The sequence below is a fragment of the Streptomyces sp. NPDC096046 genome (genome assembly GCF_040303285.1).
Lineage (GTDB): Bacteria > Actinomycetota > Actinomycetes > Streptomycetales > Streptomycetaceae > Streptomyces.
This window is the reverse complement of record NZ_JBEOSZ010000001.1, coordinates 424,831-446,189: the sequence shown is the minus strand read 5'-3', so window position 1 is coordinate 446,189 and position 21,359 is coordinate 424,831. Positions and strand designations below refer to the sequence as shown.

The window sequence follows — 21,359 nt, the reverse complement described above, 5'->3', positions numbered from 1 at the left end:
CCCGGCCCTGAGGGCCGGGGTCTTCTTCGTGCCTCCGAGCGTCCGTCTGACATTTGTCATGCCGAGTGATGACAGCGCGCACTGCTGCCCGGCCCGCACGGCCGAGACGCTTGAGGCATGGAATCCAACGGACACGAACACGTGATTGAGGTCACTGACCTGCGGCGTGTGTACGGGGGCGGGTTCGAGGCCGTACGCGGCATCAGCTTTTCCGTACGGCGCGCGGAGATCTTCGCACTGCTCGGCACCAACGGCGCGGGCAAGACCTCGACCGTCGAAGTCCTGGAGGGTCTCGCGCAGCCGGCCGGCGGCAGCGTGCGGGTCCTCGGGCACGACCCGTACACCGACCGGGCCGCCGTACGGCCCCGCACCGGCGTGATGCTCCAGGAAGGCGGCTTCCCGTCCGAGCTCACCGTCGCGGAGACCGCGCGGATGTGGGCGGGATGCGTGAGCGGAGCACGGCCCCCGGCGGAGGTGCTGGCGCTGGTCGGCCTGGAGTCGAAGGCCGGCACCCGGGTCAAGCAGCTGTCCGGCGGCCAGCGGCGCCGTCTCGACCTGGCGCTCGCCCTGCTCGGCGATCCCGAGGTGCTCTTCCTCGACGAGCCCTCCACCGGGCTGGACGCCGAAGGCCGCCGGGCCACCTGGGAGCTGGTGAGCGCGCTGCGCGACCGCGGGACGACGGTGCTGCTGACCACGCACTACCTGGAGGAGGCCGAGCACCTCGCCGACCGGCTGGCGATCATGCACGAGGGGCGCATCGCCACCACCGGAACCCCGGCCGAGGTGACCGCGTCGGAACCGTCGCGGATCTCCTTCGAACTGCCCGACGGATACTTCGTCGGCGATCTTCCGCCGCTGGACGAGCTGGGCGTGTCCGGACACGAGACCGACGGCCGCGTCGTCCGGCTCCGTACGCGCGAACTGCAGCGGACGGCCACCGGACTGCTGATGTGGGCCGCCCGGGCCGGGGTGGAGCTGCGCCGCCTGGACATGCGCTCGGCCTCCCTCGAGGAGGCCTTCCTGGGCATCGCCGGGAACGCCTCCGCCGAACGGTCCCCGGGCCTGACGACCAAGGAGTACGCGGCATGAGCACCACTCACACCTCGCCCCGCCCGGCACCGGCCACGACCACCCCGCTGAGCCGGATGACCGCTTTGGCCCGCGCCGAACTGACCCTGCTCGGGCGGACCCGGGGAGCGCTCTTCGCCGCACTGTTCGTGCCGCTGCTGATGCCGATCAGCGTGCAGTCGGCGGCGCGGGAGATGGACCTCGCCGAGGCGGGGCTGAACACCGGCACCCTGGTGCTGCCCGCCGCCGTCGGCTTCTCCCTGCTGTTCGCCGTCTACTCGGTGCTCGTCGGCGCGTTCGTCGTCCGGCGTGAGGAGCTCGTCCTCAAGCGGCTGCGCACCGGGGAGCTGCGGGACATCGAGATCCTGGCCGGCTCCGCGCTGCCGGCCGTCCTCACCGGGCTGGCGCAGTGCCTGCTGCTGGCGGCCGGCTGCGTCGCGCTGCTGGACCTGTCCGCGCCCTCGGCGCCCCATCTGGTCGTCCTCGGCCTGCTGTCGGGCCTGGTGATGTGCGCCGCCCTCGCCGCGGCCACCGCGAGCTTCACCCGGACCGGCGAGAGCGCCCAGGTCACGCCCATGCCGCTGCTGATGGTCTCGATGATCGGCTCCGGCATGTTCATGCCGCTGGAACTGCTCCCGGACCGGGTCGCCTCCGTCTGCGAACTGCTGCCGCTGACGCCCGTCGTCACCCTGGTGCGCGGCGGCTGGACCGGGTCCCTGTCCACGTACGAGGCACTCGGCACCCTCGCGACCGCCATGGCCTGGATCCTCATCTCGGTGTTTGCTGTACGGCGGTGGTTCCGCTGGGAGCCACGGCGTTGACCGAAGGGGGAGTGACGGGCCGATGCGCGCGCCGGGCAGGTGGTGGCGGCACAAGAGCACGCCGGAGAAGGTCGAGACGTACACGCGGTGGTCGTTCCACTTCTTCGCGGTGATGGAGTTCTTCTCCGTCGGGCTCACCTCCGTGGCCCCGCTCGGGGCGCGGCGGGGCGGTGCCGCCCTTCTGGTGGTGGCCGTGCACGCCGCCCTCTGCTTCGTGACCGTGTCCCGGGCGATCGACTGGACGCGTGGCCGCAGGCCCCAGCCCGTCAAACTGATGTGGACGCTGGCCGCCGTCACCGCCGCGATCGCCGCCGCCGCGATCGCGCTCGCCGAGCTCGGACCCGACGGCGAGCGCGTCGACACCGCCGCCGGCGGTGTCTTCGGAGTGATCCTGATCTTCGGCCCCGGCATCATCGCGCTCGGCGTCCGCGGCCGGCGGCGCGCGTTCGCCATCGCGGGCGGCTTCGCGGCAGGGGCCGGGACCGTGGCGTTCACGCTCGGCGCACCCGTGCTCACGGCGCTGACCACGGCGCTGATCGTGCTGATCGGCGGCGTGTTCATCGCTTTCACGGCCGTCTTCTCCGTGTGGCTGCTCAACGCCGTCTACGAACTCGACGAGGCCCGCGAGACCCGGGCCCGGCTCGCCGTCGCCGAGGAGCGGCTGCGGTTCGGGCGTGATCTGCACGACGTGATGGGGCGCAACCTCGCCGTGATCGCGCTGAAGAGCGAGCTGTCGGTGCAGCTGGCCCAGCGAGGGCGGCCGGAGGCCGTGGCGCAGATGGTCGAGGTGCAGCGGCTCGCGCAGGAGTCGCAACGCGAGGTGCGGGAGGTCGTGCGCGGCTACCGGGAGACCGACCTGGCGTCGGAACTCGCCGGTGCGCAAGGGGTGCTCGCGGCGGCCGGCATCGACTGCACGGTCGGCGGGGCGACGGTGACCGGACTTCCGGCCACCGTGCAGTCCGCCCTGGGGTGGGTGGTGCGGGAGGCCACGACGAACGTCCTGCGGCATGGGGACGCGCGGCGGTGTGAGGTGCGACTGCGGGTGCTGGAGGGGCGAGTGGTGCTGTCCGTGGAGAACGACGGGGTGAGCGAGACGGGGACGGAACCCGCGTCCGGGCCCCCCGGTTCGGGGCTGGCCGGGTTGCGGGAGCGGCTGGCGGAGCTCGACGGGACGCTGGACGCCGAGCCCGCGGGGCGGGGGCTGTTCCGGCTGACGGCGGAGGTTCCGCTGCCCGCTGCGTCCGGCGCCGTCCCGGCCGCTGTCGCCGTGCGTGCGGTGAGCGAGGTCACGCGATGACGCTCGCGGAGCCCGTGCGGCTGCTGCTCGCCGACGACGAGCACCTCATCCGGGGAGCGCTCGCCGCGCTGCTGTCGCTGGAGGACGACCTCATGGTCGTCGCCGAGGCGGCCACCGGGCCCGAGGCGCTGGCGATGGCCCGGGCGCACCAGCCCGATGTCGCCGTGCTGGATCTCCAGATGCCCGGAGCCGACGGTGTGAAGGTCGCCACATCCCTGCGGGCCGAACTGCCCGGCTGCCGGGTCCTCATCGTCACCGGTCACGGGCGGCCCGGGCACCTGAAGCGGGCGCTGGAGGCCGGGGTGCGGGGGTTCGTGCCGAAGACCGTGAGCGCGCAGCGACTCGCGGAGATCATCCGCACGGTGCACGCCGGGAACCGTTACGTCGACCCTGAGTTGGCCGCCGACGCGATCGCCGCCGGGGACTCGCCGCTGACCACGCGGGAGGCGGAGGTCCTGGAACTCGCGGCCGAGGGGGCGCCGGTCGCGGAGATCGCCCAGCGGGCCGCGCTGTCCCAGGGGACCGTGCGGAACTATCTGTCGTCGGCCGTGTCGAAGCTCGGTGCGGAGAACCGGCATGCGGCGGTGCGGCTCGCGCGGGAGCGAGGTTGGGTATAGTGGTTCTCGCGCCACGGCGCATGCGAACGTAGCTCAGTTGGTAGAGCGCAACCTTGCCAAGGTTGAGGTCGCGAGTTCGAACCTCGTCGTTCGCTCCATCGAGAAGCCCCCCGGTTCCGGCCGGGGGGCTTCTCCGCGTGCTACGACCAGCCCGTGCCGGTCAGGCGCTCGTAGGCCTCGACGTACTTGGCGCGGGTGGCGTCGACGACCTGCTGGGGCAGGGCGGGCGGCGGCTGCTCGCTCCCCCGGTCCCAGCCGGACTCCGGCGAGGTCAGCCAGTCGCGGACGAACTGCTTGTCGTACGACGGCTGCGCGCGGCCCGGCTCCCACTGGTCGGCCGGCCAGAAGCGGGAGGAGTCCGCGGTGAGGACCTCGTCCGCGAGGACCAGGTCGTCACCCTCGAAGCCGAACTCGAACTTCGTGTCCGCGAGGATGATGCCCCTCTCCCGGGCGATGTCCCGGCCCCGGGAGTAGACCGCGAGGGTCGCCTGGCGCAGCCGGGCCGCGGTGTCGGCGCCGACCTGGCGGGCGACCTCCTCGTAGGAGACGTTCTCGTCGTGCTCGCCGACGGCGGCCTTGGTGGCCGGAGTGAAGATCGGGGCGGGCAGTTCACTGCCGTCGGTCAGGCCCTCCGGCAGGGCGAGGCCGCAGACCGTGCGGGTCTGGTTGTACTCGGCGAGGCCGGAGCCGGTGAGGTAGCCGCGGGCCACGCACTCCACCGGGACCATCCGCAGCGACTTGCAGACGAGTGTGCGGCCCGCCCAGTCGGCCGGGGCGCCCTCGGGCAGTTCCGCGCTCAGGACGTGGTTCGGTACCAGGTCGGCGAGCCGGTCGAACCACCACAGGGACAGCTGGGTGAGGATCCGGCCCTTGTCGGGGATCTCGGTGGGCAGCACCCAGTCGTAAGCGGAGATGCGGTCGCTGGCGACCATCACGAGGTCGCCCGCCTCGTTCCGGTACAGCTCGCGCACCTTGCCGGTGTGCAGATGTACCAGGCCCGGAATCTGGAGCGGCTCGGGCTTTTCGACGAATCCGGACACGGTTCCTCCCCGTGGTCGAGAACAAAGGGGCGCCCGAAGGGCCCGAGCAGGGCGGGGGTGGGCGACGGGCGGGCCCAAGTGGCTCGATTCTCCCGTACTCCGGCCTGATCACCGACAGGGGGTCAGTCGCGTTTGCAGATGCGGTCCAGGAGATTGGCGGTGGCGCGCTGGACGCGCGTGTCGACGTGGCCGGGGCGGTCCAGGGCCGGTGACCAGGCGAACGTTCCTGCTGCGAAGACCCAGGCGCCGGAGGGGGCGCGGTACAGGGACGTCTCCTGGTGGCGCAGGACGCCGTCCTTGTCGGTGTACGGGGAGTGGGCGAGCAGCATGCGCTCCTCGTGCTCGGGCAGCGGGGTGCGCGGGAAGTAGCGGTCCGCTTCGCCCGCCACCAGGTTCTCGATCTCGTCGCCCTCGTGTGCCCCGGTCGCCTCCCACAGCCAGTGCCCGGCATTGCGGACGATCAGCGGGTGCGGCTCGGGGACGGGCCCGGCGTACTGGATGCCCAGGAGCTGCTGCTCCGCGCGGTCGATCTCCCGCCACAGCACCGGCTTGCCCGGGCCCCTGCGCTTGCGGCAGGTCAGCAGCCGGTCGGGGACTCCGGACGGGGAGGGCCCCAGCTCCACCTGCCAGTACATGGAGTTCGCGGAGAGGAAGACGAGCGAGGTGCCGGCGTCGCGGGCGTGCTCCACGGTGGCGCGCATGGCGGCCGACCAGTACTCGTCGTGGCCCGGGAAGACCAGTCCCCGGTAGCGGGTGGGGTCGACGTGGCCCGCGTGCAGGTCGCTCGCGTCGGCGTAGGCCACGTCGTAGCCGTAGCGCTCGGCCCAGCGGATGAAGTCGTAGGCGTGGCCGACGTGCAGGGGGAGGCCGGCGCCCGCGTAGGGGCGGTCGAAGGAGACCGTCGTGGCGGCGTCGGACTCGCCGAGCAGACGGCCCTGCTCGTCCCAGGCGTGGTAGAGGCTGGCACCGGTGCGGCCGTCCTCCGGGTAGAGGTTGTAGGCCTGCCAGGTGACGTCGGGCAGCACCAGCAGCAGGTCGGCGGGCTGGTCGTGGCGGACGGTGAAGGGCACGTGGGAGCGGTAGCCGTCGGTGGTGGTGAGGACGGCGACGTACGCGCCGATGTGCCAGTGCGACGGGACCTGGAGCCGCCAGGACAGCCACCAGTGGTGGCAGGAGACCGTGCGGTCCGCGGTGAGCGGCGCGGGCTGGACGATGCCGGACAGCCGCGGGCTGGTGGTGATCTTCGCGGCGCCGTCACCGCCGTAGTGACCGATGCGGTAGATGTCTACGGCGAACTGCTGCGGTGGGTCGACGGTGACGTGGAAGTCGATGGCCTCGCCGGGCGCGACCGCGCCGGTGGAGGTGAAGCCCTTGATCTGGCGGTGCACGTCGTCGGCCGCGCGGGGGCCGCCCGTGCCCTTCTTCGACGGATGCGGCGCGTCCTGGTCCACGTACCAGGGGACGACCTGGCCCGAGTCGTCGAAGTACGTCACGTTGCCGCGCAGCCACGGAACGGGGCCCTGCCCGAAGGGATCCGTCACGGCGTGCGCCAGCGCTCCCGACTCCCAGCGGCGGATCTGCTCCGAACCCATGGTGGCTTCCCCTCCCCTTGACCCCCGTGGTGGTGCGTACCTGTGTGGTGTGTGCGGTGTGCTGCGGTGCGTGTGACGCCTTCGCGCCTATGTGGTTGTCGTATGTCGCGAGCCCTTGCCCTACGCACGAACGGTCCAAGCACATCACATAAAGCGCGCACTTCGTCACTGTTCGTTTCGAATTGGCCAGAACCGGAAGCAGGTACTCCGGGGGCGTCAGCCGAGACGCACCGGCTTCTCCGGGCGTATGCCGAGCTGGGAGAGCCAGACCCGCAGCGGGGTGGCGTCGCCGTCCTCGATGAGGGTGAGGACCTTGGGCGCCAGATCGGCTGTGCGCTCACCGTCGACGAGGAGGGTCGGGCCGTCCAGCCAGTCCAGGCCCGGCATCGCTCCGGCGGTGTCCATCGCGGCGCAGCAGACCATCGCGGTGAGGTGGTCGGCGAGCAGTTCTCTGGCCGTGCGCGGGGGCTGGAGGGGGAAGAGGGGGAGGGCCCGGTCGTCCCAGAGGGCGGCGGGATCGGCAGCGGGGGACGGGGCTATGGGGGACGGGGCCGCCGGGGAGGGGGCGGCCTCCTCGCGGGCCAGTTCGGCGCTGAGCCGGGCGGCGAGGGTGGCGCTGGGCGCCGTCGTGCCGGAGAGGTCCTCGTCGTCGTGGAGGTCCGGGGTGCCGGGGGATGTCGCGGGGTTCTCGGCCGGGGTGATCTCCCGCCGGGGGGGCGGGGAGCCACCCGCTGCGGGGCCGGTCTCCGGTCCGGGGGACAGGGAGTCCGCTGCGGGGCCGGTCCCCGGTCCGGGCCAGAGGGAGTCCGCTGCGGGGCCGGTCTCCCGGTCGGGTGACGGAGAGCCCGCTGCGGGGCCGGTCCCCGGTCCGGGCGACAGGGAGTCCGCTGCGGGGCCGGAGGCGCCCGGCTTCTCGGCCGTCCACGCGGGTGCCGTGTCCGTGAGGTGGTCCAGGACGCGGGACAGGGTCGGGGCGCCGGTCGCCGGGGCCGTGGAGCCGGTGGAGGGACGGACGCCCATCGCGTCCAACACACGATGGAGGCGGGCCGCGTCGAGGCGCCACTTGCGGTCCACGACCTCCTCCGGATAGTCGCTCCAGTCCACCGGCGCCCAGTCGGGCCCGGGCCCGGCGGGACCGCCGTGGAAGAGGCGGGCGGCGAGGAGGGAGGCGGCCTCGTCGACCGCGCCCGGCTCCTCCAGCAGATCGCAGGCGGGCCGCTCGCCGAGCCGGGACGCGAAGCCCTCGGCCAAGCGGTCACGCCGGGACAGTTCCGTGAGCGCCGCGACGACACCGGCGTCCAGCCGGGACGGCCAGCGGCCCATCCGCCAGGCCGGCAGCGCGACCCGGGTCAGCAGCCGGTCCCAGCCCGCGTAGGCCAGGCCCACCTGCTCCTGGGCGACGATCCGCAGCCCGTAATCCACAGCCTGTGCACGCTCCGCGGCCGCGGCCGCCACGCCCCGCTCCATCTCGGCGGCATGGAGGCGGCAACCGCGCAGCAGCAGCCGGACGACCCGGCCGACCCCGGCGAGCACGACCCGCGACACCGGATCGCGGCGGGGCGCCGACGCCACGGCCGCCGCCGCGTCCAGGCCTCGGACGAAGCGCCGGGCGGCGGCTATGTCCGGGTGGGCCGAAGGGCCCGTACCGGCGATGACCGGAGCGAGGACGGCGCGCAGCTCGCCGACCCTCATCCACCACAGGAACGGGGAGCCGATGACGAGGACCGGCGCGACGGGCTGCCGACGGTGCGCCTGCCTCCCCGCACCCGCTATGTCGTGGTGTTCTTCGGCCGGGGGCGGCCCGTGGGCCGGGTGGGTGCGGTCCTCCAGCCAGCTGTCGCAGTCCGGGGTGAGCGCTATCGCGGAGGGCGCGGGGACGTCGAGGCGATCGGCGAGGTCGCGCACCATCCGGTACAGGTCGGGAGCCGCCTCCTCGGTGACCGGAACGGTCGGGCTCATCGCGGGCCGGGCCCGGGCGACGACCAGGGCGACCCCGGCGGCGGCGAGCAGCACGAGGGCCGCCACCGGCGTCAGGGCCCAGCGGACCCGGTCCCAGACGGGCCCCTCCAGGCGGTCGCCCGCCGCGCCCGCGAGCAGGATCACGGCGACGGCGGCGGGCAGCAGGGCGACGGCCAGTGCCCTGCTGCGGACGCGCAGCACGGCCACTGCCCGTGCCCGCGCGACCTGCGCGCCTGCTTCCACACCCATTCCGGTCACGACCGACCTCACCCCCTCCCCGTTGACCCGACGCTTTCCTTGCTCACTCCCCCACTGTGGCACCCGCCACTGACATCGCAATGCCGGTGGGCCAAGTGCCGGAACGCTTGCGCCGCACCCTAGTTGGGGCTCCGCCCCCCGTCAGCCGGATAGGGCAGCGGTCACTCGATGGAATGGCTTTGGGGAGAGGTGGATGACGGAAAGCGCGCATCAGCCCTCACTTCTCGATACGTCAGCCCCTACTTCTCGGGCACACGCCAGGCTCCGGTCCTCGCATTGCCACGCCCCGGTTCTCGCATACGTCAGGCCCCGGATCCTGAGACGGATCCGGGGCCTGTGGGGTTCATCGGCGGCGGGGTGGTTCCCTGTTCCGCGAGGGTGACGGTTACGCCTCTGCGGCCTCCGCGGCTTTCGCGGCTTTCGCGGCTTTCGCGGCTTTCGCGGCGATGTCCGTGCGGTGCCGGGAGCCGTCGAGGCGGACGCGTCCCACAGCCGTGTAGGCGCGGTCGCGGGCCTCGCCGAGGTCCTTCCCGATGGCTGTGACGGACAGCACGCGCCCACCGGCGCTGACGACCGCGTCGCCGTCCCGCTTGGTGCCGGCGTGCAGCACGTACGCGTGCGGGGCGTCCTGGGCGGCGACCTCGTCGAGGCCGGTGATCGGGTCGCCGGTGCGCGGGGTGCCGGGGTAGTTGTGCGAGGCGACGACCACGGTCACGGCCGCGTCGTCGCTCCAGCGCAGCGGCTCCAGATGGGCGAGGTTGCCGGTGGCGGCGGCCATCAGGAGCCCTGCCAGCGGTGTCTTCAGCCGGGCCAGGACGACCTGGGTCTCGGGGTCGCCGAACCGGGCGTTGAACTCGATCACCCGGACACCGCGGGAGGTGATGGCGAGACCGGCGTAGAGCAGGCCGGAGAACGGCGTTCCGCGCCGCCGCATCTCGTCGACGGTCGGCTGCAGCACGGTCTGCAGGACCTCGTCGACCAGCTTCGGGTCGGCCCAGGGCAGCGGGGAGTAGGCGCCCATGCCGCCGGTGTTCGGGCCCTCGTCGCCGTCCAGGGCGCGCTTGAAGTCCTGGGCGGGCTGGAGCGGTACGACCGTCTCGCCGTCGGTGACGGCGAAGAGGGAGACCTCGGGGCCGTCGAGGTACTCCTCGATGACCACGCGCTCGCAGGCCGCCGCGTGGGCCCGGGCCGCTTCGAGGTCGTCGGTGACGACGACGCCCTTGCCGGCGGCCAGCCCGTCGTCCTTCACGACGTAGGGAGCGCCGAAGGCGTCGAGGGCCGTGTCGGCCTCTTCCGGAGTCGTGCAGACGTACGATCGGGCGGTGGGCACCTCGGCTACCGCCATGACGTCCTTCGCGAAGGCCTTGGAGCCCTCGAGCTGCGCTGCCGCGCCGGACGGGCCGAAGACCGGGATGCCCGCCTCGCGCACGGCGTCGGCCACACCGGCGACCAGCGGGGCCTCCGGGCCGACGACCACGAGCTCCGCGCCGAGCCGGGTGGCCAGCGCGGTGACGGCGGCGCCGTCCAGCGCGTCGACCTGGTGCAGCTCGGCGACCTCGGCGATGCCGGCGTTGCCGGGTGCGCAGTGCAGCGCGGTGACATCGGGGTCGTGGGACAGGGAGTGGCACAGGGCGTGTTCGCGGGCGCCGCTGCCGATGACGAGGACCTTCACGGGGTCAGCCTAACGGGAGACGCCGGATTCCCCTTGTGCGGGCTTCCGAAAGGGGGAGCGATCACGATGTGGAGGTTCCTCCGAGGCGCCTTGTCGAGGAGGCCCCTGCCTGATCCTCGGGAGGTGGCTCCGCTCGCCGGGCCGGGCTACTCGTTCGTGAACTCCTCGACCACCGTCGCGCCCAGTTCCCGGACGATCAGCTCCTGGCCGGAGAGGGCCGATTCGTCGAGGTCGGGGTCGTCGTCCTCGGGGATGTCCTCCTCGGCGGAGACATGGCGCGGCGCCGGGGCGGCGGGCTGGGGGACGGAGGCGGCCGGGGCCGGGGCCGGGGCGGGGGTGCTCGCCCGGGAGGCGGGGGCAGGCGGGGCGGTCGGGGAGGGGGCGGGGCGCTGGGCGGTCGCCGTGCCTCCGCCTCCGGCCTCGTAACCGCCACCGCCACCGCCGCCGCCTGCGGGGTAACCGCCGCCACCGCCGGTGCTGTAGCCGCCCCCGCCGCCGAATCCGGAGGGGCCGCCCGGCGCCGGGGGCGCGGAGCCGCCCGAGGGGTCGACGATGGCCTCGATCTTCCACTGGACGTTGAACTGCTCCCCCAGCGCCTGCCGCAGCACGTCCTCGCTGCCGCTGCTCAGGAAGTTGTCCCGCGCGCCCGCGTTGACGAACCCGAGCTGCAGGGTCGTGCCGTCGAAGCCGGTCACCTGGGCGTTCTGGCTGAGCAGGATCCAGGTGAAGCGGCGCCGGTTCTTGACCGCCTCCAGGATGTTCGGCCAGAGCATCCGGGGGTCGACACTCCCACCGCCCGTGGGAGCGGGGGCGGGCGGGGCCGGAGCCGCAGGCGGGCCCGCCTGCGGGGTGGCGGAGCCGGGAGGGCTCGCCGGCGGGGTGTTCGGGGCCGACGCGCCCGGAGCGGCCGTGGGCCAGCCGCCGGGGCGGCGGCCACCGCTGCCCGCGGGGGCGGCGGTGGGCCAGGCGCCGGGGGCGGGCTGGGCCGGGGAGGGCTTCGCCTGCCCGCCGGGGGCGGCGGAGGCGGCCGGGGCTTCGGCGGGGGCACCTGGTCCTTCGGGGCGGCCGGGTGCGCCCTGGGCGGCGGGAGCGGGGGCGTGGTGAGCCGGAGGAGTGCCCGGCGCCGACGGCGGGGCGCTCTGGCCGGGCGACGACGGTGGCGCACCCGGGCCCGCAGCCGGAGGGGCGGAGGCGGCCGGAGCCGCCGTGGGGCCGCTGCCGCCGGTCGCGGTGCCCGCCGTGGTGCCGGTGGTGCCCGGTGCTCCGGATCCCCGCACCGCCGCACGGGCCGCGGCCGGGCCACTGCCCGGTGCCACCGGACCGCCGCCCGCCTGGACCGGGGCGGCCGCCGCTCCCCCGTGCCCCTCCGGACCGGGCACGTATCCCATCGCGGGCATTCCGGCGGGAGCCGCGGAGTAGTTCACACCGCGCTCGATCCGGTCGAGGCGGGCCATGACGGAGCGCTCGTCACCGTAGGCGGCCGGGAGCAGGACCCGCGCGCAGATCAGCTCGAGCTGGAGGCGGGGCGAGTGGGCGCCGCGCATCTCGGTCAGGCCCTCGTTGACGAGGTCGGCGGCGCGGCTCAGCTCGGCCGGGCCGAAGGTGCCGGCCTGAGCCTGCATGCGCTCGATCACATCGGCGGGGGCGTCGATCAGCCCCTTCTCCGCCGCGTCCGGAACAGCGGCGAGGATCACCAGGTCGCGCAGCCGCTCCAGCAGGTCGGCGACGAAGCGGCGGGGGTCGTTGCCGCCCTCGATCACGCGGTCGACGACCTCGAACGCCGCGGCCCCGTCGCCGGTGGCGAAAGCCTCGACGACGGAGTCGAGAAGTGAGCTCTCGGTGTACCCGAGCAGGGCGGTGGCCATGGCGTAGGTCACACCGTCCGCCGCGGCGCCCGCGAGGAGCTGGTCCATGACCGACATGGAGTCACGCACGGACCCGCCGCCGGCCCGCACCACGAGCGGAAGCACGCCGTCCTCGACGGGGATGGTCTCCTGCTGGCAGACCTGGCCGAGGTACTCCCGCAGCGTGCCGGGGGGCACGAGCCGGAACGGGTAGTGATGGGTCCGCGACCGGATCGTCCCGATGACCTTCTCGGGCTCGGTGGTCGCGAAAATGAACTTGAGGTGCTCCGGCGGCTCCTCGACGACCTTCAGCAGCGCGTTGAAGCCGGCCGACGTGACCATGTGGGCCTCGTCGATGATGTAGATCTTGTACCGGCTGCGGGCGGGCCCGAAAAAGGCCTTCTCCCGCAGGTCACGGGCGTCGTCCACACCACCGTGGGAAGCGGCGTCGATCTCGATGACGTCGATGGAGCCGGGGCCGTTGCGCGCGAGGTCTTGACAGGACTGGCACTCGCCGCAGGGCGTCGGCGTGGGCCCCTGCTCGCAGTTCAGGCAGCGCGCGAGGATGCGGGCACTGGTCGTCTTGCCGCAGCCGCGCGGCCCGCTGAACAGGTACGCGTGGTTGACCCGGTTGTTGCGCAGCGCCTGCTGCAACGGGTCGGTGACATGCTCCTGCCCGATGACCTCGGCGAAGGTCTCCGGGCGGTAGCGGCGGTACAGAGCGAGAGACGACACGCATACGAGGTTATAGGCGCCCACCGACAACGGGCCCCGGCCGGGAGACCCGGCCCGGGAACGCAGACGCCCCTCACGCACCCGCCAGAGCCGACCTACCCTTGCTGCCTTCCGGCCCTGGGGGAGTTCAGTCAGATAGCGCCGCGTGAGGGGCTGCGCCAAGGTTACCTGATGTCGGGGGCCGGGAACGAGTTCGCGAGCACTCCTCTCGGTCATGTAATGTTCCTGGCGGAGGATTCGCCTAGAGGCCTAGGGCGCACGCTTGGAAAGCGTGTTGGGGGCAACCCCTCACGAGTTCGAATCTCGTATCCTCCGCCAGTGCCTCACCGGGCACGATGTCGAAGGGCCCCACCGTTCGCGGTGGGGCCCTTCGACATGTCTCAGCGCTCGTTGTTCTGGATTTTGTCCACAGCGGATGCTTTCGGGGTTCCCCAGATGGCATCGGCGATCTTCCGGGCCACGCCCTTGAGCATGGCGCCCGGCGCCTGGAGGTGGCACGCCCGCATGCTCGCGGAGGTGCCCGGCTCCCACTCCGTGGTCCTATTGATGACCCGGGTCGGGACACCGAGCAGCATGAGCACGGCGGCGGCCGTGTGCCGAGGGTCGGAACATGTTCCGTGCGGCACCCGCTGATCACGGGAATGCGCCATTCTTGAAGCCGGTGCCGAGAGTCCGGCCCGCTGCGATACCCCCTGGCGCAACGAGGTGCATACCGCGTGAAGTCCCGATCAACGCTGGCGACATGGCTGAGCGGCCTTGACGGACCTCGTCTGGCGCGCGTGCTCGTAGCGCGAAAGGACGCGATGTCCCCTCCGGAGCCGCGCTCAATGGGAGAACTGGCGGACCGTCTTCAGCGCCCGGGATCGGTGGCACTGTCCTTGCCGCGGCTCGCCCTGCCGCATCTCCAGGTGGCCGAGGCGCTGGCGGCGCTGGGTGCGCCCGCCTCGCGCGAAGCCCTGGCGGAGCTGCTGGGGGTGGCAGACGACGAAACCACCCGTGATCTGGACGCCGTGCTGGACGTGCTGGCCGACCATGTCCTGGTCTGGCCGGACGGCACGGGGAAGCTCCGCATGGCCGGACCGCTGCGGCAGGCGTGGGACGCGCCCTTGGGACTGGACGCTCCCCTGGAGCAGCTGCTCGCGGGCGCGACCTCCGACGAGCTGCGCGGCATGCTGGCGGCCCTGGGTGTCAAGCCGCCGGGCACCAAGCCGCAGCGACTGGCCGCACTGGTGGAGCACCACGGCAACGCGGAACAGGTGGTCTCGGTGGTCGCGCAAGCCCCTGCGGCGGCCCGGAAGCTACTGGAACGCCGGGCGGAGGGTGAGCCCGGGGAGCCGCAGTTCATCGTGTTCGGCACTCCCGGCCCCGGTCTCGAACCGGGCGAGCGATGGGCGTTGGAGCGGGCGCTCCTGGTCCGGGACCGTCACGGCTATGGGCCGGCCCGTATGCCGGCCGAGGTGGCGCTCGCGCTGCGGGGGCCGGGCTGGCACGCCCCGTTCGAGCCCGGCCCGCCTGCCGCACGGTTGGCGTCCGTCACGCCGGTAGAGGTGGACCGCGAGGCGTCGGCCGCTGCCACGGTGTTCGCCGCGCACGCCGCTTCCGTCCTGTCGGTGTGTTCTGCGGCCGCGCCCGCCCGGCTGAAGTCCGGCGGGATCGGTGCGCGTGAACTGGCCCGGATCGGCAAGGCCGCCCAGGCCGACGACGCCGTCGTGCGCCTTGTTCTCGAGACCGCTTTCGCTGCCGGGCTCTTGGGCCGGGACGGCGATCGCGTGGCGCCCACCGACGCGTACGACACCTGGGCGCGACAGGAACCCCCGGACCGGTTCGCCGTCCTGCTTCAGGCATGGCGGACGCTGCCGCTCACCCCGACACAAGCGCGTGACGGGGACAACAAGACGCTTGCCGCTCTCGCGGGAGCACCGCCCTGCGACGGATGTGTGCAGGCCCGCCACGGGCTGTTGGAGGCAGCCGCGCGGCTTCCGGCAGGGCAGGGCACGGCGGCCACGGCGGATCTCGGGCCTCTGATCGCCTGGCACCGTCCGCTCGCCCACGCGTCGCCCCAGGACGGAACGCCGTTCGCCCTCGTGATCCGTGAGGCCGAAATCCTCGGCGTACTCGCTCGCGGTGCCCTGTCCGCCTTCGGTGTCCACCTGCGGACCGACGACACGGACGGGCTGGGAATCGAGTGCCGGCGGCTGCTGCCCTCGGCCACCGCGACGGCACGGATCGGCGCCGACCTCACCGCCGTCGTCACCGGCACACCGACCGCGCGCCTGGCCTCGCTCCTGGACTCCGTCGCCGACCGGGAGACCGGCGGCACGGCATCGGTGTGGCGGTTCAGCGCCGGCAGCATCCGCCGGGCCCTGGATGCCGGCCGTGGCCCCGACGCCATCGCCGCCGACCTGGCCGCCGTCGCCGCCGGGCCCCTGCCACAGCCGCTGTCGTACCTGATCACCGACACCGCACGTGGCCACGGACGCGTGCGCGTCGCCCCGGCCGCCTGCGTCCTCCACAGCGACGAGCCCGCGCTCTTGGCGGAACTCGCCGCCCACCGCAAGCTCGCCAAGCTCGGGCTACGGCAGCTGGCGCCGACGGTGCTGGTCAGCCGCAGCTCGCTCGACACGACTGTCGCCGCGCTCCGGGCCGAGGGATACGCCCCGGTCGCCGAGACCGCCGAGGGCACGGTACGGATCGAGAAGGACCGGCCTCAGCGGGCCGCCGCCCCTGTGCCGGCACCGCGCCGCACCGGCGCCAGGCGCAACGGCCGGATCGCCGCCACAGGCGTGGCCAGGGCCGCCGCCCGTGTAGACCCGGACATCCTGGCGGCCCGGCTGCTGAAGGCCCCGCCGACGCCTGACGAACCCGAGCCGGTCGACGCAGGAGCGGCCTTCGCCACGGACACCGAGGAGATCGTCGCAGGGTGGGCCAAGCACCTGCCGTACACCGACGTCCGTCAGCTCGCCCATGCCATTGATACCGGTGAACCCGTCACCGTCGAGTACGTCGCCGCCTCGGGGAACAGGACGGTGCGCACCCTCAGCCGCCTCAATCTCGATCCGCCCTACCTCGAAGCCTGGTGCCACCTGCGAGAAGACGAGCGGGTTTTCACCCTCTCCCGTGTCCACGGCGTGATGAGCCTCATGTCCGAGTGAGGGCGGACGGTATCGGGAGCGAGGTTCCGCATCTCGTGGACCGCGTCGACGCCTTCGAGGGCATGCTTCGGCGGCATGGGACCGACCGGCTGGTCAGCCGCAAGCCGGTGTTTCTCCTCCTGGTCGGATCCGGGCTGTCGATCACGGAGATGACGTGGCGGGGCCCTTCGACGTCTTCCTCGGCCCCGGCCCTCTCACGTCCGCTCACGGCTTCTTCGGGGCGGACCGTTTCGCGCCCCGGTTTCGACCCGCCGGGGCGGGCGCGTTCTTCCGCTGGGGTTTCTCCGTGCGGGCGTCCGTGCGGGACGGCGTCGCGGGCGCTGGGGCGGTCGGCCACTTGAGCTCGATCTCCAGCTCGATCTCCCCGTCGCCGATCTCGACCTCCAGCTCGCTGTGGAGGTCGTCGGGGATTCGCAGGCCCAGCGTGCCGGGGCCGAGGTGCAGCTCGGCGTCCCCGCCCTCTCTCAGGGCGTCCGCGAGTGCCGTGAGCTGATCGGCGGCCTCCTGGCGGGACAGCGAGCGCTTTTGCTCGTACTTGAGGTCCTTCATGGGGCCCTCCGGTGTGACGCGGAAGAGTGGTTGAAGCCGGTGTGGCGTGATGTGCGGATCCGCGGGTCAGTCGCCTGTCTCCGGGCCCCAGCGCTCGGGGCCCACTCCGTGCCAGTCGATCCACGGCGCCTCCGCCACGTCCGCCGGGTCGATCTCCAGGCCGGCGCGGCGGAGGAACTCCGCGACGTCGGTCACGTTGTGGGCGAGTCCGAGGATCTCGCCGTCCACGCGCACCCGCCGGCCGCCCGAGGGCGAGGGCGGATGCACGATCACGCGAATCGATCCGGACATGCCTTCAGGATCGTCCGGGATGTACGGCTCCGCAGGTCGGCGCGTCATCCGTCGAGCCGCTCACTCGTGTTCCCGGCCGACCGCCCCAGCTCCCTCAGCTCCCACCAGGCCGCGGGGGCCGGCCGTCGCCGCTGCCAGGAGGGGTGGAAGAACGTCCGGGCCGACAGCCGGTACAGGCGACGGCGCAGCTCGGTGCGGCCGGGCCGGTCGGCGAGCCGGCGGTAGGTGGCGGTCCACTCCCCCTGCGCCCGGACAAGATCGTCGGGAAACGTTCGCATGGCCGAATTCAAGCATGCGTTCGAATTTCTGGGCCAGTGCGACATCTCTCGTACGTCTCGGTTCGGGCACTGCACGTGGACAGCCGCAGCGCGAGGGGCATGAGTAGGCGCATACTGAGGTCAATGACTAAGCCTGCTGCTCCCAAGCGTCATTTGCCTACCAGCCCCTTCAAGGCGCCGGTCGCCCCCGCTCCCAAGCACTTCGCCGTGGGTGACCAGGTCACGCACGACATGTACGGGCTCGGCCGGGTCATCGGTATGGAGGAAGGAATCGCGGCGCTCGTCGACTTCGGGTCGGCGCAGATGCGGATCCTGAGCCCTTACGCCAAGATGACCAAGCTGTAGGACCTTCGTGCCCGGTCAGGGCACGCCTGGCCCTCCCCTGGGCCAGTAACGGAAAAGAGACCTCTCATCGAACCGACTTCGTTGTTCTCCGCTGTGGAAGGGCAACCCGACCGTACCGGCGCGGCGTCGCCGCCTCCGGCGACCAACCCCTTCCAGGCTCCGGACTTCGGGGAAGACGACACCTTCCCGTTCGAGGACGTGACGGAGCAGCCCACCACCTCCGGGCGCCCGGCACGCCGCAGGGCCGCCTGACTCCGCGAGACCGTCAGGTCCCGGACGTCTCCCCACCCGTGCGGTCCGAGGCCGGCCAGATGTAGGGCAGGTCGTCCGGTACGCCCGGGAAGAGGTCCGCGTAGGTGGCGGGGTCCTTGCGGACCAGGGCCGAGCGGTGGCTTTCGTGGAACGGAGCGTCGCCGAGCCAGGGCGGGAGTTCGCCGTCGGCGGCCAGTTTGCGCTGGTCGCGGATCGGGGCGTGCGGGCGGGTCGCCGCGAGATCGGCCACCAGCGTGGCCGCACAGGTGTCCTGGTGGCCCTGTTCACGCCAGACGCGGCAGATCTCCAGGCCGTAGCGGACCAGCGCCTCCTCGTAGCCGAGCCACATCCTGACGGCCGGGTGGCGCCGCCACCCGTAGCCGGGGACCACCAGGCCGCGCAGGACCTGCAGGGCCTCGACGCGTTGTTTGCCGAGGCGGCGGCGGTCCAGGGCCAGGGCCGTGGTGCGGAAGTCGGGGTAGGGCAGGAAGGTCTGCATGCCGTCGTGGGTGATCCCTACCGTGCGCCGCCGCGGGTGGAGCGCCGGCGGAGAGCCAGAGCCAGGCCGATCATGACGATGCCCAGGACGAAGTGGAGCCAGTCGTCCGCGGTGTTGAGCGGGATGAAGTTGGCGTCGCTGTCCTGGCCGACGGACAGCCCGTACACCCACAGCACCAGATAGACGGCGCCACCGACCAGCAGGTACGAGTACGCCCCGGCGGCCGAGCGGGACAGGGCCAGACCGGCGAGGCCATAGGCCAGGTGCACCAGGTTGTGCAGGATCGAGACCTGGAACAGGCCGAAGAGTTCGGCGCCCGAGTCGTGGGAGGCGAACTCCATCGAGCCGTAGTCGGTGGTGATGCCGGGGATGAAGCCCAGCACGCCGATCAGCAGGAAGACGATGCCGAACAGCAGGGCGGCCTGCTGAACGGGGGCGCGTACGGCCCGGTGGGACGTGTGTGTGGTCATGGCCGGTGCCTCCTCACGGGCGGGACAGGGTCTGTTCCGCCCAGATGGTCTTGCCGGTGGCGCCCTGGCGGGTGCCCCAGCGCTGGGTCAGCTGGGCGACGAGGAGCAGGCCGCGGCCGCCCTCGTCGTAGGTGCGGGCGCGCCGCAGGTGGGGAGCGGTGTTGCCGCCGTCGGAGACCTCGCAGATCAAGGACGTGTCGTGGATCAGGCGCAGCCGGATCGGCGGCTCGGCGTGCCGGATGGCGTTGGTGACGAGTTCGCTGACGACCAGTTCCGTGACGAACACGGCGTCGGAAAGACCCCACCGCTCCAGTTGCGCCACCACGTCCTTGCGGGTTCGCGCGACCGCGGACGGGACGGCCGGCACCGCCCAGGTGGCGACCTGGTTCGCGTCGAGCGCGCGGGTGCGGGCGATCAGCAGGGCCACGTCGTCGGCCGGGCGCCGCGGCAGCAGGTCGGTGAGGACCGTGTCGCACAGCGCGTCCAGTGAGCCCGCCGGGCGGGCCAGGGCCTCCCGCAGCCGGTGGACGCCGGTGTCGAGGTCCCGGTCGGCGGTCTCGATCAGGCCGTTGGTGTAGAGCGCGAGCAGGCTGCCCTCGGGGAGGACGACCTCGGTGGCCTCGTACGGCAGACCGCCCACGCCGAGCGGGGGTGCGGCCGGGAGCCCGACGAGGTCGACGGCGCCGTCGGGGCTCACCACGAGCGGTACGGGATGCCCGGCCCCGGCCAGGCAGCAGTGCCGCGTCACCGGGTCGTAGACGGCGTACAGGCAGGTGGCTCCGACATCGGCCGAGGCAGTGCCGGTGGAGCCCGCTGTGCCCGGTTCGCCGTCGTCCTCCTCGGTGTTCAGGCGGGCGACCAGGTCGTCGAGACGGGTCAGCAGCTCGTCGCACGGCAGGTCGATGTCGGCCAGCGTGCGGACCGCCGTGCGCAGCCGCCCCATGGCCGCCGAGGCGTGCAGTCCGTGGCCGACCACGTCGCCGACGACCAGGGCCACCCGCGCCCCGGAGAGGGGGATGACGTCGAACCAGTCCCCGCCGACACCGGCGTGCCCGCCCGCCGGGAGGTAGCGGGAGGCGACCTCGACGGCCGCCTGCCGGGGCAGCCGCCGCGGCAGCAGGCTGCGCTGGAGGGTGACGGCCGTGGCGCGCTCGCGGGCGAAGCGGCGGGCGTTGTCGATGCTGACCGCGGCCCGGGCGGCGAGTTCCCCGGCCAGGACCAGGTCGTCGTGCCGGAAGGTCTCCTGGTTGGCGTGCCGGACGAAGAAGGCGACGCCCAGCCTGGTGCCGCGGGCGGCCAGCGGCACGGTCATCGCGGAGTGGACGCCGAACGCCCGGACCCGGGCGGCTCGGGTCGGATCGCGGGCGAGCCAGGCGGCGAACGCCGGATCGGTCACCGCGTGCAGGGCGGGCCGTCCGGTGCGCAGGCTCTCGTAGGGCAACGAGCCCGCCGGGTAGGAGCCCACCGCGCCGGCCGCCACGGCCGACTCCGGAGCGCCGGGGGTCACGGACCGCAGGGCGGCCCGGCGCAGCAGCAGCGGCCCGTTCTCCGGGACCGCCCGCGCGGGCGGCTCCGGCGCGTCGTCCAGCGCGGCCAGCAGATCGACGCTGACGAAGTCGGCCAGGGCCGGGACGGTCACGTCCGCCAGTTCCTGGGCCGTGCGCGTCACGTCGAGCGTGCTGCCGATGCGCCGGCCGGCCTCGGCGATCAGCTGGAGGCGCTTGCGGGCCCAGAACTGCTCGGTCATGTCGTGTGCCGACAGGCAGACGCCCTGGACGGCGCCCTCGTGGTCGCGCAGCGCCGACATGAAGACCGACCAGGCGTGCTCATGGCTCTCGCCCGGGGCGCGCAGGTAGTTCTCCGCGTACTGCGGCTCGCCGGTCCGCAGCACCCGGGCCATGTCGCGTTCGGCCCGCAGGCCGGCGTCGTCGTCGACGATCTCGGACACGCGCAGGCCGCGCATCTCCTCCTCGGTGAGCGACATGGAGCGCTCCATGTCGGCGTTGGCCCGGCGCAGCCTGAGCCGGGTGTCGTAGATCGCCTGGGCGCAGCACGGGGACTGGGCGAAGCTCCAGCTCACGAGGGATTCGTCGAGGCCGGCCCGCGGCTGCCGGCCGGTCAGGGCCGAGACGATGAGCCAGGCCGGGGCGTCGGCGCCGGGTGGCCTGTGGTGGGCGAGGATCCCGACCGTCAGTTTCCGGCCGTCGCGGTGCCTCAGCGCGACGTCGCCGTTCCAGCGCGCCAGCCCGGCCAGGGTGGGCAGGCCGCCGCGGACCGGGATCGGCTCGGCCAGCAGGTCCGCGGCGCGGTGGCCGGTCACCTCCCCGGCCGCGTACCCGAGGAGCCGCTCGGCGCCCGCGTTCCAGCCGGTCACGATGCCGTGTTCGTCGACGCAGACCCGGGCCGTCAGCGACGCGCCGACGAGGGCGTCGAGGGCTTCGGGCGCTTCCCCGAACGGCCGGGTGCCCCGGCCGACGGTGACGGGCTGCTCCATGATCGGTCATCTCACTCTCGGGAGACTCCAGCCGTAGCCCCAGGCATGGGCTGATATGACCTGCTTAGACCTGCTTACCCCGATTGGGCCGGGTTTCACCGAGGCGTTCCCGCGAGAAGCGGAGCC

Annotated in this window: 18 protein-coding genes, 2 tRNA genes and 1 other RNA gene; 8 read left to right on the top strand and 13 right to left on the bottom strand. The window is 73.1% G+C overall.

What is annotated here, in order from left to right; translation table 11 throughout:
* Positions 1-117 precede the first annotated feature (117 nt).
* The 5 genes from ABTX62_RS02135 (at position 118) to ABTX62_RS02115 (ending at position 3,901) form a co-directional block, all read left to right on the top strand.
* Positions 118-1,089, top strand: coding sequence for an ABC transporter ATP-binding protein (locus ABTX62_RS02135; protein WP_352114367.1), 972 nt, complete (start codon positions 118-120; stop codon positions 1,087-1,089).
* Positions 1,086-1,889 carry an ABC transporter permease gene (locus ABTX62_RS02130; RefSeq protein ID WP_352114366.1) on the top strand — a complete coding sequence of 268 codons (804 nt, stop codon included), beginning with the start codon at positions 1,086-1,088 and terminating at the stop codon, positions 1,887-1,889. Before ABTX62_RS02135 ends, ABTX62_RS02130 begins: the two co-directional genes overlap by 4 nt.
* Before the next feature lie 22 nt (positions 1,890-1,911).
* Positions 1,912-3,186, top strand: coding sequence for a sensor histidine kinase (locus ABTX62_RS02125; protein ID WP_352114365.1), 1,275 nt, complete (start codon positions 1,912-1,914; stop codon positions 3,184-3,186).
* Positions 3,183-3,803, top strand: coding sequence for a response regulator (locus tag ABTX62_RS02120; RefSeq protein ID WP_352114364.1), 621 nt, complete (start codon positions 3,183-3,185; stop codon positions 3,801-3,803). Before ABTX62_RS02125 ends, ABTX62_RS02120 begins: the two co-directional genes overlap by 4 nt.
* A 22-nt stretch (positions 3,804-3,825) precedes the next feature.
* A tRNA-Gly gene (locus ABTX62_RS02115) sits at positions 3,826-3,901 on the top strand.
* Between the two features lie 42 nt (positions 3,902-3,943).
* Here ABTX62_RS02115 and ABTX62_RS02110 read toward each other — a convergent pair.
* The 6 genes from ABTX62_RS02110 to ffs form a co-directional block, all read right to left on the bottom strand.
* The gene (locus tag ABTX62_RS02110) at positions 3,944-4,843 is read right to left on the bottom strand and encodes a phosphoribosylaminoimidazolesuccinocarboxamide synthase (RefSeq protein ID WP_352114363.1); all 900 of its coding nucleotides are present in this window, start codon (positions 4,841-4,843) and stop codon (positions 3,944-3,946) included.
* A gap of 122 nt (positions 4,844-4,965) precedes the next feature.
* Complete coding sequence (locus ABTX62_RS02105; protein WP_352114362.1) at positions 4,966-6,435, bottom strand: N,N-dimethylformamidase beta subunit family domain-containing protein; 1,470 nt, start codon at positions 6,433-6,435, stop codon at positions 4,966-4,968.
* A 216-nt stretch (positions 6,436-6,651) separates the two neighbouring features.
* Positions 6,652-8,643 carry a hypothetical protein gene (locus ABTX62_RS02100; protein WP_352114421.1) on the bottom strand — a complete coding sequence of 664 codons (1,992 nt, stop codon included), beginning with the start codon at positions 8,641-8,643 and terminating at the stop codon, positions 6,652-6,654.
* A gap of 394 nt (positions 8,644-9,037) precedes the next feature.
* The gene (gene purD / locus ABTX62_RS02095) at positions 9,038-10,324 is read right to left on the bottom strand and encodes a phosphoribosylamine--glycine ligase (protein ID WP_352114361.1); all 1,287 of its coding nucleotides are present in this window, start codon (positions 10,322-10,324) and stop codon (positions 9,038-9,040) included.
* A 146-nt stretch (positions 10,325-10,470) separates the two neighbouring features.
* Positions 10,471-12,903 carry a DNA polymerase III subunit gamma and tau gene (locus ABTX62_RS02090; protein ID WP_352114360.1) on the bottom strand — a complete coding sequence of 811 codons (2,433 nt, stop codon included), beginning with the start codon at positions 12,901-12,903 and terminating at the stop codon, positions 10,471-10,473.
* 62 nt (positions 12,904-12,965) lie between these two features.
* Positions 12,966-13,060, bottom strand: an RNA gene (gene ffs, locus ABTX62_RS02085) — signal recognition particle sRNA small type.
* Between the two features lie 73 nt (positions 13,061-13,133).
* Here ffs and ABTX62_RS02080 point away from each other — a divergent pair.
* Positions 13,134-13,221 (top strand) — tRNA-Ser (locus ABTX62_RS02080).
* Between the two features lie 62 nt (positions 13,222-13,283).
* On the opposite strand, the gene ABTX62_RS02075 is transcribed toward ABTX62_RS02080, so the two are convergent.
* Complete coding sequence (locus ABTX62_RS02075) at positions 13,284-13,484, bottom strand: hypothetical protein (protein WP_352114359.1); 201 nt, start codon at positions 13,482-13,484, stop codon at positions 13,284-13,286.
* 135 nt (positions 13,485-13,619) lie between these two features.
* On the opposite strand from ABTX62_RS02075, the gene ABTX62_RS02070 reads away from it, so the two are divergent.
* Positions 13,620-16,055, top strand: a complete 2,436-nt coding sequence (locus tag ABTX62_RS02070; protein ID WP_352114358.1) for a helicase-associated domain-containing protein — start codon at positions 13,620-13,622, stop codon at positions 16,053-16,055.
* Between the two features lie 204 nt (positions 16,056-16,259).
* Here the strand turns inward: ABTX62_RS02070 and ABTX62_RS02065 are convergent, their stop codons facing one another.
* The 3 genes from ABTX62_RS02065 to ABTX62_RS02055 all read right to left on the bottom strand — a co-directional run bounded on the left by ABTX62_RS02065 (position 16,260) and on the right by ABTX62_RS02055 (position 17,173).
* Positions 16,260-16,604, bottom strand: coding sequence for an amphi-Trp domain-containing protein (locus ABTX62_RS02065; protein WP_352114357.1), 345 nt, complete (start codon positions 16,602-16,604; stop codon positions 16,260-16,262).
* Positions 16,605-16,670: 66 nt separating this feature from the next.
* Positions 16,671-16,895, bottom strand: coding sequence for a hypothetical protein (locus ABTX62_RS02060; protein ID WP_283974160.1), 225 nt, complete (start codon positions 16,893-16,895; stop codon positions 16,671-16,673).
* Between the two features lie 44 nt (positions 16,896-16,939).
* Complete coding sequence (locus tag ABTX62_RS02055) at positions 16,940-17,173, bottom strand: DUF8825 domain-containing protein (protein WP_352114356.1); 234 nt, start codon at positions 17,171-17,173, stop codon at positions 16,940-16,942.
* A 123-nt stretch (positions 17,174-17,296) separates the two neighbouring features.
* On the opposite strand from ABTX62_RS02055, the gene ABTX62_RS02050 reads away from it, so the two are divergent.
* Positions 17,297-17,518 (top strand): hypothetical protein, encoded by a 222-nt coding sequence (locus tag ABTX62_RS02050; protein ID WP_283974158.1) that lies wholly within the window; start codon positions 17,297-17,299, stop codon positions 17,516-17,518.
* 265 nt (positions 17,519-17,783) lie between these two features.
* Here the strand turns inward: ABTX62_RS02050 and ABTX62_RS02045 are convergent, their stop codons facing one another.
* From ABTX62_RS02045 to ABTX62_RS02035, 3 genes are read right to left on the bottom strand one after another with little or no spacing between them, the layout of a single operon-like run.
* On the bottom strand, positions 17,784-18,269 hold the full coding sequence (locus tag ABTX62_RS02045) for an MSMEG_6728 family protein (RefSeq protein ID WP_352114355.1): 486 nt from the start codon (positions 18,267-18,269) through the stop codon (positions 17,784-17,786).
* A gap of 17 nt (positions 18,270-18,286) precedes the next feature.
* Positions 18,287-18,739, bottom strand: a complete 453-nt coding sequence (locus ABTX62_RS02040; protein WP_352114354.1) for a DUF4383 domain-containing protein — start codon at positions 18,737-18,739, stop codon at positions 18,287-18,289.
* Between the two features lie 13 nt (positions 18,740-18,752).
* A complete protein-coding gene (locus ABTX62_RS02035) occupies positions 18,753-21,233 on the bottom strand; it encodes a SpoIIE family protein phosphatase (protein ID WP_352114353.1) in 2,481 nt (826 codons plus the stop codon).
* Positions 21,234-21,359: the final 126 nt, after the last annotated feature.

Excerpts from the sequence above, each read along its gene's own strand:
- ABTX62_RS02135 (WP_352114367.1), top strand. The coding sequence starts at position 118 with ATGGAATCCAACGGACACGAACACGTGATTGAGGTCACTGACCTGCGG.
- ABTX62_RS02130 (WP_352114366.1), top strand. The coding sequence starts at position 1,086 with ATGAGCACCACTCACACCTCGCCCCGCCCGGCACCGGCCACGACCACC.
- ABTX62_RS02125 (WP_352114365.1), top strand. The coding sequence starts at position 1,912 with ATGCGCGCGCCGGGCAGGTGGTGGCGGCACAAGAGCACGCCGGAGAAG.
- ABTX62_RS02120 (WP_352114364.1), top strand. The coding sequence starts at position 3,183 with ATGACGCTCGCGGAGCCCGTGCGGCTGCTGCTCGCCGACGACGAGCAC.
- ABTX62_RS02105 (WP_352114362.1), bottom strand. The coding sequence starts at position 6,435 with ATGGGTTCGGAGCAGATCCGCCGCTGGGAGTCGGGAGCGCTGGCGCAC.
- ABTX62_RS02100 (WP_352114421.1), bottom strand. The coding sequence starts at position 8,643 with ATGGGTGTGGAAGCAGGCGCGCAGGTCGCGCGGGCACGGGCAGTGGCC.
- ABTX62_RS02065 (WP_352114357.1), bottom strand. The coding sequence starts at position 16,604 with ATGAAGGACCTCAAGTACGAGCAAAAGCGCTCGCTGTCCCGCCAGGAG.
- ABTX62_RS02060 (WP_283974160.1), bottom strand. The coding sequence starts at position 16,895 with ATGTCCGGATCGATTCGCGTGATCGTGCATCCGCCCTCGCCCTCGGGC.
- ABTX62_RS02055 (WP_352114356.1), bottom strand. The coding sequence starts at position 17,173 with ATGCGAACGTTTCCCGACGATCTTGTCCGGGCGCAGGGGGAGTGGACC.
- ABTX62_RS02050 (WP_283974158.1), top strand. The coding sequence starts at position 17,297 with ATGACTAAGCCTGCTGCTCCCAAGCGTCATTTGCCTACCAGCCCCTTC.
- ABTX62_RS02045 (WP_352114355.1), bottom strand. The coding sequence starts at position 18,269 with ATGCAGACCTTCCTGCCCTACCCCGACTTCCGCACCACGGCCCTGGCC.
- ABTX62_RS02040 (WP_352114354.1), bottom strand. The coding sequence starts at position 18,739 with ATGACCACACACACGTCCCACCGGGCCGTACGCGCCCCCGTTCAGCAG.
- ABTX62_RS02035 (WP_352114353.1), bottom strand. The coding sequence starts at position 21,233 with ATGGAGCAGCCCGTCACCGTCGGCCGGGGCACCCGGCCGTTCGGGGAA.